This is a genomic window from Streptomyces verrucosisporus, from assembly GCF_017114865.1.
Lineage (GTDB): Bacteria > Actinomycetota > Actinomycetes > Streptomycetales > Streptomycetaceae > Streptomyces > Streptomyces fenghuangensis.
Window position 1 is genome coordinate 39082 of sequence record NZ_JADEYH010000033.1, and the last position, 12256, is coordinate 51337.

General features: G+C 72.7%; 11 protein-coding genes. 10 read left to right on the forward strand and 1 reads right to left on the reverse strand.

Annotation, left to right across the window (positions count from 1 at the left end; genetic code table 11):
* The first annotated feature begins 4 nt into the window (after positions 1-4).
* The 3 genes from hisS to IQ279_RS24495 all read left to right on the forward strand — a co-directional run bounded on the left by hisS (position 5) and on the right by IQ279_RS24495 (position 3494).
* Positions 5-1264, forward strand: a complete 1260-nt coding sequence (gene hisS, locus IQ279_RS24485; protein WP_206351481.1) for a histidine--tRNA ligase — start codon at positions 5-7, stop codon at positions 1262-1264.
* 58 nt (positions 1265-1322) lie between these two features.
* Positions 1323-1985, forward strand: coding sequence for a vitamin K epoxide reductase family protein (locus tag IQ279_RS24490; protein WP_206351483.1), 663 nt, complete (start codon positions 1323-1325; stop codon positions 1983-1985).
* 126 nt (positions 1986-2111) lie between these two features.
* A complete protein-coding gene (locus IQ279_RS24495) occupies positions 2112-3494 on the forward strand; it encodes a replication-associated recombination protein A (protein ID WP_206351484.1) in 1383 nt (460 codons plus the stop codon).
* 84 nt (positions 3495-3578) lie between these two features.
* On the opposite strand, the gene IQ279_RS24500 is transcribed toward IQ279_RS24495, so the two are convergent.
* The gene (locus IQ279_RS24500; protein WP_307792517.1) at positions 3579-4316 is read right to left on the reverse strand and encodes a DUF2470 domain-containing protein; all 738 of its coding nucleotides are present in this window, start codon (positions 4314-4316) and stop codon (positions 3579-3581) included.
* Between the two features lie 157 nt (positions 4317-4473).
* On the opposite strand from IQ279_RS24500, the gene rpsD reads away from it, so the two are divergent.
* The 7 genes from rpsD (at position 4474) to IQ279_RS24535 (ending at position 12101) form a co-directional block, all read left to right on the forward strand.
* On the forward strand, positions 4474-5142 hold the full coding sequence (gene rpsD / locus IQ279_RS24505) for a 30S ribosomal protein S4 (protein ID WP_093850791.1): 669 nt from the start codon (positions 4474-4476) through the stop codon (positions 5140-5142).
* 295 nt (positions 5143-5437) lie between these two features.
* Entirely contained in the window at positions 5438-5875 is a 438-nt protein-coding gene (locus IQ279_RS24510) for a DUF948 domain-containing protein (RefSeq protein WP_206351487.1), read from the forward strand.
* Between the two features lie 6 nt (positions 5876-5881).
* Entirely contained in the window at positions 5882-6223 is a 342-nt protein-coding gene (locus IQ279_RS24515) for a DUF6167 family protein (protein WP_206351488.1), read from the forward strand.
* Complete coding sequence (alaS, locus tag IQ279_RS24520) at positions 6223-8886, forward strand: alanine--tRNA ligase (protein ID WP_206351489.1); 2664 nt, start codon at positions 6223-6225, stop codon at positions 8884-8886. Before IQ279_RS24515 ends, alaS begins: the two co-directional genes overlap by 1 nt.
* A complete protein-coding gene (gene ruvX / locus IQ279_RS24525) occupies positions 8886-9353 on the forward strand; it encodes a Holliday junction resolvase RuvX (protein WP_206351490.1) in 468 nt (155 codons plus the stop codon). Before alaS ends, ruvX begins: the two co-directional genes overlap by 1 nt.
* A 127-nt stretch (positions 9354-9480) precedes the next feature.
* Positions 9481-11259, forward strand: a complete 1779-nt coding sequence (mltG, locus tag IQ279_RS24530; protein ID WP_206351491.1) for an endolytic transglycosylase MltG — start codon at positions 9481-9483, stop codon at positions 11257-11259.
* Entirely contained in the window at positions 11256-12101 is an 846-nt protein-coding gene (locus IQ279_RS24535; protein WP_206351492.1) for a shikimate dehydrogenase, read from the forward strand. Before mltG ends, IQ279_RS24535 begins: the two co-directional genes overlap by 4 nt.
* Positions 12102-12256: the final 155 nt, after the last annotated feature.

Below are 12256 nucleotides of genomic sequence, written 5' to 3' on the forward strand. Positions count from 1 at the left end.
AGACGTGAGCACCTTCTCCGCCCCCAGGGGCACCTACGACCTGATCCCTCCGGAGTCGGCCGACTACCTGGCGGTGCGCGAGGCGATCTCCGCGCCGCTGAGGCGCGCCGGCTACGGCTACATCGAGACGCCCGGCTTCGAGAACGTCGAGCTGTTCGCCCGCGGTGTCGGCGAGTCCACCGACATCGTGACCAAGGAGATGTACACCCTCACCACCAAGGGCGGCAGCCGCCTCGCACTGCGCCCCGAGGGCACCGCGCCGGTCGTCCGCGCCGTGCTGGAGCACAACCTGCACCGCGGCGCGCTGCCGGTGAAGGTCTGGTACTCCGGCTCGCAGTACCGCTACGAGCGCCCCCAGGCCGGCCGCTACCGGCACTTCTCCCAGGTCGGCGCCGAGGCGCTGGGCGCCGAGGACCCGGCCCTGGACGCCGAGCTGATCATCCTGGCCGTGGACGCGTACCGCTCGCTGGGGCTGAGGAACTTCCGGCTGCTGCTGAACTCCCTGGGCGACCGCGAGTGCCGCCCGGTCTACCGCGCGGCCCTCCAGGACTTCCTGCGCGGACTCGACCTGGACGAGGACACCCGGGCCCGCGTCGAGATCAACCCGCTGCGCGTGCTGGACGACAAGCGCGAGGCCGTGCAGAAGCAGCTCACCGGTGCGCCGATGATGCCCGACCACCTGTGCGAGGCGTGCAAGGAGTACCACGAGCAGGTGCGCGGGCTGCTGACGGCGGCCGGGGTGGAGTTCGAGGACGACCAGAAGCTGGTGCGCGGCCTGGACTACTACACCCGCACCACCTTCGAGTTCGTCCACGACGGGCTCGGCTCGCAGTCCGCCGTCGGCGGCGGCGGCCGCTACGACGGCCTGTCGGAGATGCTCGGCGGCCCGCCGCTGCCCTCGGTGGGCTGGGCGCTGGGCGTGGACCGCACGGTCCTGGCGCTGCGGGCCGAGGGCGTGGAGCTCCCGGCTCCCTCGCGTACCCAGGTCTTCGCCGTCCCGCTGGGGGAGGAGGCGCGGCGCGCGCTGTTCGGTGTGGTCACCGAACTGCGCCGGCAGGGGATCGCCACGGACTTCGCGTACGGCGGCCGTGGTCTGAAGAACGGCATGAAGTCGGCCAACCGCTCGGGGGCGGCGTACGCCGTCGTGGCCGGGGAGCGGGATCTGGCCGAGGGGGTCGTACAGGTCAAGGACCTCGACAGCGGCGAGCAGGTCCCGGTGCCGCTGGACGGTGTGGTGGCGGAACTGCGACGGAAGCTCGCCTGACTCGTTGTGCGTTGTGCACAATGAAGAACCCCACCTGAGACGACGGGATGACTCGACCATGACGACGACCACGGCGCCACGAGACGAAGCGGCCCGCACCGGCGACGACGGCGGCGGGCCGCCCGCACGGGGCGCCGTGGGCGCGGGCCGCGCCTACGGCCTGCTGCTGGTGATCACCGGTCTGGCCGGGGTGCTCGCCGCCTGGGTGATCACGGTCGACAAGTTCAGGCTGCTGGAGGCCAAGCTCGCCGGGGACACGCTGGACATGGCGTGCGACATCAACCCGGTGGTCTCCTGCGGCGGCGTGATGGAGAGCCCGCAGGCCGAGGCGTTCGGCTTCCCCAACCCGGTGCTCGGCCTGGTCACCTACGGCATGATCGTCGCCGTCGGCATGGGCCTGCTGGCCGGGGCGCGCTTCCCCCGCTGGTACTGGCTGACCATGAACGCCGGCATGCTCTTCGGCGTCGGCTTCTGCACCTGGCTGATGTACCAGTCGCTGTACGAGATCGGCAAGCTCTGCCTGTGGTGCAACCTGGCCTGGGTCGCCACCCTGCTGATGTTCTGGTACACGACCTTCCGCAACATCCACAACGGCTTCCTGCGCGTCCCGGCCTGGCTGCGCGAGGGCGTGCGGGAGTTCCACTGGGTGGTCCCGGCGGTCCACATCGGCATCATCGGCATGCTGATTCTGACCCGCTGGTGGGACTTCTGGACGAGGTGATCCCCAACGGCCGGAAGGGCCGCTCCACGCCGACGCCGGCTTGGGGCGGCCCTTCCGGCCGTCTGATTCCCGGGGCGCCGCCGCCGTCGGCACGGCTGTCGGCGGCGTGACTTAGGGTTGCGTTCCGTGGAACCGGATCTGTTCACCGCCGCCGCCGAGGAGCGCCAGGAGAAGGACCCCTCCGCCTCACCCCTGGCGGTCCGGATGCGCCCGCGCACCCTCGACGAGGTCGTCGGCCAGCAGCACCTGCTGCGCCCCGGCTCCCCGCTGCGCCGTCTGGTGGGCGAGGGCGGGAAGGGGCCCGCGGGGCCGTCGTCGGTGATCCTGTGGGGGCCGCCGGGCACCGGCAAGACGACCCTGGCCTACGTCGTCAGCAAGGCCACCGACAAGCGCTTCACGGAGCTGTCGGCCATCACCGCCGGGGTCAAGGAGGTCCGGGCCGTCATCGACGGCGCGCGGCGTTCGTCGGGCGCCTACGGCAAGGACACCGTGCTGTTCCTGGACGAGATCCACCGCTTCAGCAAGGCGCAGCAGGACTCGCTGCTGCCGGCGGTGGAGAACCGCTGGGTCACCCTCATCGCGGCGACGACGGAGAACCCGTACTTCTCGGTGATCTCCCCGCTGCTGTCCCGCTCGTTGCTGCTGACCCTGGAGCCGCTGACCGACGACGACCTGCGCGGGCTGCTGCGCCGCGCGGTCGCCGACGAGCGCGGGCTGGGCGGATCGGTGGAACTGCCGGGGGACGCCGAGGCGCATCTGCTGCGGATAGCCGGCGGCGACGCGCGCCGTGCGCTCACCGCGCTGGAGGCGGGCGCGGGCGCGGCCCTGGACAAGGGCGAGCGCGAGATCACCCTGACGACGCTGGAGGAGGCCGTCGACCGGGCCGCGGTGAAGTACGACCGCGACGGCGACCAGCACTACGACGTGGCCAGCGCGCTCATCAAGTCCATCCGCGGCTCGGACGTGGACGCGGCCCTGCACTACCTGGCCCGGATGATCGAGGCGGGCGAGGACCCGCGGTTCATCGCCCGGCGGCTGATGATCTCCGCCAGCGAGGACATCGGCCTGGCCGACCCCACCGCACTGCAGACCGCCGTGGCCGCGGCCCAGGCGGTGGCGATGATCGGCTTCCCCGAGGCGCGGATCACGCTCGCCCAGGCGACCGTGGCCCTGGCCCTCGCCCCGAAGTCCAACGCCGCCTACCTGGCGATCGACGCGGCCCTGGCGGACGTACGGGCGGGCCTGGCCGGCCCCGTGCCTCGGCATCTGCGCGACGGCCACTACCAGGGCGCGAGGAAGATGGGCCACGGCGAGGGGTACCGGTACCCGCACGACATGCCCGGCGGCGTCGCCGCGCAGCAGTACGCCCCGGACGGCGTCCACGGCAGGCGCTACTACGAGCCGACGCGGTACGGGGCGGAGGCCCGGTACGCCGAGGTGGCGGAGCGGGTGAGGGCCCGGCTGCGGGAGGAACCGCGGGAGGAGGGGGCGCCGCCGGGCAAGCCCTGAGGCCCGCAGGTCCCGCAGGCCCCGCAGGGGCCGAGGGCTCCGTCGGCCCCGTCGGTCCTCGCGGTCCTCCCCGCCCCGGCCCGGTCAGGACGCGGAACCGGCCTCGAACAGGGCCCGGATCGCGTGGCGCAGCCCGGAGGCGTCCCGTACCGGCCGGGGGAAGTCGAAGAGGGCGTCGAAGCACCGCCCGTCCGCGCAGAACCGCACCCGCAGTCCGAAGCGGTCCAGGGCCACGGGCACCACCGCCTCCCAGGCGCCGCAGGCCCGCTCCCGCTCGCCCAGCAGCGAGCACAGTCCGCGCAGCAGGTCGTCGTGGGCAGCTGCCAGGTGCTGCAGGAGTTCGGCCTCGTGGCGTGCCAGGGGATCGGCTGAGGCGGCGGCGAACTCGTCCGGCTCGACGTGCCCCTCACCCCGCAGATCGTCGATCCGTCCCTCGCCGACCTCCAGTCGCAGCGGTGTCCACGCGGCGCCCGGAAGGGGGCCCGAGGGATACCGTTCGGCCAGCAGCCGGGCGCAGGCCGCCCGCTCGCCGCCGGACACGGGGGTGAGCCAGCCCGCCACCTCGGCCCGGCCGCGGATGCGGTGGGGCACCGCGACGGGCGCCACGTCCGTGATCTCCATCACGGCGGCCAGATCGCCGTCCCGGGCGTGGGCTGCGGCCCGGGCGGCCGGGGAGGCGGCCGGGACCAGCAGGAGCACGTCCCCCTCGCCGGTGACGGCGCGGGACTCGCAGCAGCCCTGACCCGGCCACTGGCCACCGGCCGGGTCCGTACCGGGAATGACCAGGGCGGCCGAGGCGTTCGACTCGACGAGGGTACGCATCCGCTCGGCGGCCCCCGGCCGCCGTGTGTCAGGCTCAGCCTCGGGACGCGGCTGACCCCTCCTCGCGCTCCCCGCCCCGGCGGCGGCTCCGGCACTGCCGCCGGAGCCGCCGCCGCGTGCGGGACCGGTGCCGGGCAGGGGGCTCCCAGGTCGAAACATGCGTTCTCCTCCGCTAAGGTTAGGCTCACCTAAATTACACGGAGGTCCGTTCAACGTGAACCAGTCGCGTCCCAAGGTCAAGAAGTCGCGTGCGCTCGGCATCGCCCTGACCCCGAAGGCCGTGAAGTACTTCGAGCAGCGCCCGTACCCGCCGGGCGAGCACGGACGGGGCCGCAAGCAGAACAGCGACTACAAGGTCCGGCTGCTGGAGAAGCAGCGCCTGCGCGCCCAGTACGACATCAGCGAGCGCCAGATGGTCCGCGCCTACGACCGCGCCCGCAAGGCCGAGGGCAAGACGGGCGAGGCCCTGGTCGTCGAGCTGGAGCGCCGCCTGGACGCGCTCGTCCTGCGCTCGGGCATCGCCCGCACCGTCTACCAGGCCCGCCAGATGGTCGTGCACGGCCACATCGAGGTCAACGGCCGCAAGGTCGACAAGCCCTCCTTCCGCGTCCGCCCGGACGACGTGGTGTCCGTCCGCGAGCGCAGCCGCGCCAAGCACCCCTTCCTGGTGGCGCGCGAGGGCGGCTACGCGCCCGACGGCGAGACCCCGCGCTACCTCCAGGTCAACCTCCAGGCGCTGGCCTTCCGCCTGGACCGCGACCCGAACCGCAAGGAGATCCCGGTCGTCTGCGACGAGCAGCTCGTCGTCGAGTACTACGCCCGCTGATCCTCCGGCTTGTCCGTACGCCCGGGATCGGCCGGCACGGACGCCCCGGACCTCCAGGTCCCCGGCCCTCCTGACGCGTCCCGCGGCAGGAGGGCCGCGGCGTGTCGTCCCCGGCGCGCGGGCCCGCCGCCCCGCCGCCCCGCCCGCCGGGCCGGAGGAATGCGGTACGGGCGACGGCCCGCGGCGCGATAAGGTCGGTATCCGCCGTCGCACCCGTGAGATCGGTGGGCAGGTACCCCCACGAACCGCAGGACGCGGCGGCCGACCCCATACGACCCGAGGGAAGCGGTGCAGCGTGTCCGGTGGAGAGGTGGCCGGCCTCCTGGTGGCCGTCTTCTGGGCGATCCTGGTGTCGTTCCTCGCCGTGGTGCTGGTGAGGCTCGCACAGACGCTCAAGGCGGCGACCAGACTGGTGACGGACGTGACCGAGCGTGCGGTCCCCCTCCTCGCCGAGGCGTCCGAGACCGTCCGCTCGGCACAGAGCCAGCTCAGCCGGGTGGACGCCATCGCCTCCGACGTCCAGGAGGTCACCGCCAACGCCTCGGCGCTCTCCTCCACCGTCTCCACCGCCTTCGGCGGCCCGCTGGTGAAGGTCGCCGCGTTCGGCTACGGAGTGCGCCGCGCCCTCGGCCGCAGGAGCGACCCGCCGCGGTCGAAGCGTTCCGTCGTCGTGGGCCGGTCCGTGCCGGCCGCGCGCCGGGGGAGCGGTCGGCGCCGCGACGGAAAGGACTGATCCACCGTGTTCCGCCGTGCCTTCTGGTTCGGTGCCGGTGCCGCCACCGGCGTCTGGGCCACCACCAAGGTCAACCGTAAGCTGCGCAGCCTCGCGCCCGACAGCCTCGCCGTACGAGCGGCGGACCAGGCCGTGGCGGCCGGGCACCGGCTGAAGGACTTCGCGCTCGACGTCCGCGCCGGAATGGCACAGCGGGAGATCGAGTTGAACGACGCACTGGGACTGACGCCCCCCGCCGACCCCGGGGCCGCCGGCCAGGCGGAAGAACGCCGGGGGATCGCCGGGCGGGCCCCGCACCGCCCCGCCCTCGGAGCCACCCACCCGTACGACCGGAATGAGGACCACTGATGGAGTCGGCTGAAATCCGCCGCCGCTGGCTGCGCTTCTTCGAGGAGCGGGGGCACACCGTCGTGCCGTCGGCGTCGCTGATCGCGGACGACCCGACGCTGCTGCTGGTCCCCGCCGGAATGGTTCCCTTCAAGCCGTACTTCCTGGGCGAGGCCACCCCGCCGTACGAGCGCGCCGTCAGTGTGCAGAAGTGCGTGCGCACCCCGGACATCGAGGAGGTCGGCAAGACCACCCGCCACGGCACCTTCTTCCAGATGTGCGGCAACTTCTCCTTCGGCGACTACTTCAAGGAGGGCGCCGCGAAGCTCGCCTGGGAGCTGCTCACCATGCCCCAGGACAAGGGCGGCTACGGCCTGGAGCCGGAGAAGCTGTGGATCACCGTCTACGAGGAGGACGACGAGGCCGAGCGCATCTGGCGCGACGTCGTCGGCGTCCCCGCCGAGCGGATCCAGCGCCTGGGCAAGGAGGAGAACTACTGGGACATGGGCGTGCCCGGCCCCTGCGGTCCCTGCTCCGAGATCAACTACGACCGCGGCCCGGAGTTCGGCGCCGAGGGCGGCCCGGCCGTCAACGACGAGCGCTACGTGGAGATCTGGAACCTGGTCTTCATGCAGTACGAGCGCGGGCCGGGCCAGGGCAAGGACTACCCGATCCTCGGCGAGCTGCCCAGCAAGAACATCGACACCGGGCTCGGCCTGGAGCGCCTGGCGATGATCCTGCAGGGTGTGCGCAACATGTACGAGACCGACACCCTGCGCGCGGTCATCGACACGGCCGGCGGGCTGACCGGCGTGCGCTACGGCGCCGCCGGGGACACCGACGTCTCCCTGCGCGTGGTCGCCGACCACATGCGCACCTCCGTGATGCTCATCGGCGACGGCGTCACCCCCGGCAACGAGGGCCGCGGCTACGTGCTGCGCCGCATCATGCGCCGCGCCGTCCGCAACATGCGCCTGCTGGGCGCCGACCGGCCGGTCGTCGGCGAGCTGGTCGACACCGTGCTGCGCACCATGGGCGAGCAGTACCCCGAGCTGCTCACCGACCGGCAGCGCATCGAGACCGTCGCGCTCGCCGAGGAGGCCGCCTTCCTCAAGACCCTCAAGGCCGGCACCAACATCCTCGACACCGCCGTCACCGAGACCAAGTCCGCCGGCGGGGCCGTCCTGCCCGGCGAAAAGGCCTTCCTGCTCCACGACACCTGGGGCTTCCCCATCGACCTCACCCTGGAGATGGCCGCCGAGCAGGGCCTGTCCGTGGACGAGGAGGGCTTCCGCCGCCTGATGAAGGAGCAGCGGGAGCGGGCCAAGGCCGACGCCAGGGCCAAGAAGACCGGCCACGCCGACCTCAGCTCCTACCGCGAGGTCGCCGACACCGCCGGGACCACCGTCTTCACCGGCTACACCGACACCGAGGGCGAGACCTCCGTCGTCGGCCTGCTGGTGAACGGCCTGCCCTCGCCTGCCGCCTCCGAGGGCGACGACGTGGAGGTCGTGCTCGACCGCACCCCGTTCTACGCCGAGGGCGGCGGGCAGCAGCCCGACACCGGCCGCATCCGCCTGGACTCCGGCGCCGTCATCGAGGTCCGCGACGTCCAGCAGCCGGTGCCCGGTGTCACCGTGCACAAGGGCACCGTCCAGGTCGGCGAGGTCACCGTCGGAGCCTCGGCGTACGCCGTCATCGACGTCACGCGCCGCCGTGCCATCGCCCGCGCCCACAGCGCCACCCACCTCACCCACCAGGCGCTGCGCGACGCGCTCGGCCCGACGGCCGCCCAGGCCGGCTCCGAGAACGCCCCTGGCCGCTTCCGCTTCGACTTCGGTTCGCCGACCGCCGTGCCCGGCACCGTCCTCACCGACGTCGAGCAGCGGATCAACGAGGTCCTCGCCCGTGAACTCGACGTCATGGCCGAGGTGATGAGCATGGAGGAGGCCAGGAAGCAGGGCGCCATCGCCGAGTTCGGCGAGAAGTACGGCGACCGGGTCCGCGTGGTGACCATCGGTGACTTCTCCAAGGAGCTGTGCGGTGGCACCCATGTGCACAACACCGCCCAGCTGGGCCTGGTGAAGCTGCTGGGCGAGTCCTCCATCGGCTCCGGAGTGCGCCGCGTGGAGGCCCTGGTCGGCGTGGACGCCTACAACTTCCTCGCCCGTGAGCACACCGTGGTCTCCCAGCTCACCGACCTGGTCAAGGGCCGTCCCGAGGAACTGCCGGAGAAGATCTCCGGGATGCTCGCCAAGCTGAGGGACGCCGAGAAGGAGATCGAGCGCTTCCGCGCCGAGAAGGTCCTGGCCGCCGCCGCGGGTCTGGCCTCCTCCGCCCGCGACGTCAACGGGACCGCGTTCGTCGGCGCCCGGGTCCCCGACGGAACGACCGCCGACGACCTGCGCAAGCTCGTCCTCGACGTGCGCGGCCGCCTCCAGGGCGGACGTCCGGCCGTGGTGGCCCTGTTCTCGGTGGCGAACGGCCGTCCGCTGACCGTCATCGCCGCCAACGACGCCGCCCGCGACCGAGGTCTGAAGGCCGGCGACCTCGTCCGCGCCGCCGCCAAGGCCCTCGGCGGCGGGGGCGGCGGCAAGCCGGACGTCGCCCAGGGCGGCGGCCAGAACCCCGAGGCCGTCGACGAGGCCGTCGCCGCCGTCGAGCGCCTGGTGGCGGCCGCCTGATGCGGCGCGGCAGGCGGCTGGCCGTCGACGTCGGGGACGCCCGGATCGGGGTCGCCTCCTGCGACCCCGACGGGCTCCTGGCCACACCGGTGGAGACCGTGCCGGGGCGCGACGTCCCGGCCGCCCGCCGCCGGCTGGCCGAACTCGTCGCGGAGTACGAGCCGCTGGAGGTCGTGGTCGGGCTCCCCCGCTCCCTCAACGGGCGCGAGGGCCCGGCCGCGGCCCGGGTGCGGGCCTTCGCCCAGGGACTGGCCGAGGCCGTCGCCCCGGTGGTGGTGCGCCTGGTGGACGAGCGGATGAGTACCGTCACCGCGGCCCAGTCCATGCGCGCCTCGGGTGTCTCGTCGAAGAAGGGGCGCGGCCGGATCGACCAGGCCGCGGCCGTGGTCATCCTGCAGAGCGCCCTGGAGACCGAGCGGGTGTCCGGCCGGGCCCCGGGGGAGTGCGTCGGGGCGGGCGGCCGATAGCGGTACGGTAACGTTCCGCTTCGGACGGCGCCGTTCGAACACCGAGCCGTACGCCGGAGACGGCAGTTCGGACAGCGGCGTCCGCGAGTACCGCAACCGGCTGCCGTCCGACGGCTCTAGGGGATCGATGACTGAGTATGGCCGGGGCACCGGCTCCGAACCGTGGCACCCCGACGACCCCCTCTACGGGGACCAGGGGTGGAACGGCGGAGCCCACCACGGACCCCAGCAGGGGACCCAGCACGGCGACTGGGACACCTACGGCGAGCAGCAGTACCACCCCCAGCACCAGCACCAGCAGCACCAGGGCCACCAGCAGCCCGGCTACGGGCAGCAGGACTGGGACACCCAGGGCGGCGGGCAGCAGTACGGCGATCCGTACGGGCACCAGCAGCACCAGCAGCACGGTGATCCCTACGATTACCAGCACCAGCACCAGCAGTACGGCGATCCGTACGGCCACCAGCAGCACCAGCAGCCCGGTGACCCGTACGGACAGCACCAGGATCAGCACCAGGGCGCCCCGTACGGCGGGGGGCAGTACGCGGACCACAGTGGTCCCCCCGGACCCCAGGACGCCCACTCGCACCACCCCGAGCAGCACGGACACCACGAACAGCCCGGGCAGCACGAGGAGTACGGGCAGCAACCCCCGCCGTCACGGCGGGGGCGGCGCCGTGACGAGCCGGACCCCGGCCCCGGGCCCGACGAGGAGACCGGCTGGGACCCCGGCCCGGACCAGGGCGAGCACGCCTTCTTCTCGGACGACGGCGACGACGGGCACGACGACGAGGACGACGGACGGTCCGGCCGCGGGGGCAGGGGCAAGGGCGGCAGGAAGGGCCGCAACGGCGTCGCCTGCCTGACCGTCGCCCTCGTCCTGGTCGGCGGCGTCGGCACGGCCGGCTACTTCGTCTACGACTTCTACCAGAGCCACTTCGCCGCAGCGCCCGACTTCTCCGGTCAGGGCAAGGGCGACACCCAGGTGGAGATCCCCGAGGGCAGTACGCTGGCCCGGATGGGCGCCATCCTGGAGAAGGCCGGCGTGGTCAAGAGCCAGCAGGGATTCATCGAGGCGTCCCGGGCCAACTCCAAGGCGCAGAGCATCCAGCCGGGCGTCTACATGCTCCGCAAGGAGATGTCCTCGGCGGCGGCCATCGAGATGATGCTCGACCCCTCCAGCCAGAACGCCCTGATCATCGCCGAGGGCAAGCGGGCCTCGGAGATCTACGCGCTGATCGACGAGAAGCTCGGCCTGGAGGAGGGCAGCACCGAGAAGGCCGCCGAGAAGGCCGACCTCGGCCTGCCCGAGTGGGCCGAGGGCGACCCCGAGGGCTTCCTCTTCCCGGCCAAGTACACGGTCGGCGACAAGACCGAGCCCGAGGACCTGCTCAGGAAGATGGTGGAGCGGGCCGACCGGGAGTTCGAGAAGGCGGACCTGGAAGACCATGTGGAGCGGCTCGGCCTGGAGTCGCCGCTCCAGGTGCTCACCGTCGCCAGCCTGGTGCAGGCGGAGGGCAAGTACAAGCACGACTTCGTGAAGGTCTCCCGCGTGGTCTACAACCGGCTGAAGCCGGGCAACACCGAGACCAACGGCTATCTGCAGTTCGACTCCACCTACAACTTCGCCAAGAACCAGTACACCCTGGACGTGCCCTCGCCCAGCACCATGGCCAAGTTCGACCACCCCTACAACACCTACGCCAAGAAGGGCCTGCCGCCCGGCCCGATCAACAGCCCGGGCGCCGAGGCGCTGCACGCGGCGGTGGAGCCGGCCGAGGGAGGCTGGTACTACTTCGTGTCGATCACCGAGGACAACACGGTGTTCTCCGACACCTACGAGGAGCACAGCCGGCACGTGGAGAAGTACAACGCGGAGCAGGAGAAGAACGGGGAGGACCAGTGAGCCCGGCCGGAAGACGTGCGGCGGTCCTGGGGTCGCCCATCGTGCACTCCCTCTCCCCGGTGCTCCACCGGGCCGCCTACCGGGAGATGGGCCTGACCGGCTGGTCGTACGACCGCTTCGAGGTGGACGAGGACGGCATCGCGCCGTTCTTGGAGAAACTCGCCGCGGGCGGTGGCCAGTGGGCCGGGCTGTCGCTGACCATGCCGCTCAAGCGGGCCGTCATCCCCCTGCTGGACGCGATCGGTGACACCGCGGCCTCGGTCGGGGCGGTCAACACCGTGGTCTTCGCCGCGGACGGCCGCCGCGTCGGTGAGAACACCGACATCCCCGGCATGATCGCCGCGCTGCGCGAGCGCGGTGTGGACAGCGTTCCGCACGCCGCGGTGCTGGGCGCCGGGGCCACGGCCTCCTCCGCGCTCGCGGCGCTCGCCCGGGTCTGCACCGGAGAGGTCACCGCCTACGTCCGCAGCCGGGAGCGGGCCGAGGAGATGCGCGGCTGGGGCGAGCGGCTGGGCGTGGCGGTGACGACCGCCGACTGGGCGGACGCGCCACGGGCCCTGACCGCGCCGCTGGTGATCGCCACCACGCCCGCGGGCGCCGCCGACGCCCTGGCGGCGGCCGTGCCAGAGCGTCCCGGCACCCTCTTCGACGTCCTCTACGAGCCCTGGCCGACCCCGCTGGCCGCCGCCTGGTCCGCGCGTGGCGGGCAGGTCCTGGGCGGCCTGGACCTCCTGGTCCATCAGGCGGTCCTCCAGGTCGAGATGATGACCGGCCGCTCCCCGGCCCCGCTGGCCGCGATGCGCGCGGCGGGCGAGGCCGCGCTGGCGGCGCGTACGGCCTGACAGCCGGGCGAGCCTGGCGAGCCGGGCCCGTCACCGGTGGCCGGACCTGACAAACCAGGCCCGGCCAACGAGACAGGTGTCCCGTCTTCTGGACGGACGGCCTGTCCCGCGGTGCGATCGTGAAAAGATCGGTGGCACGCACGGGCCTGGACTAC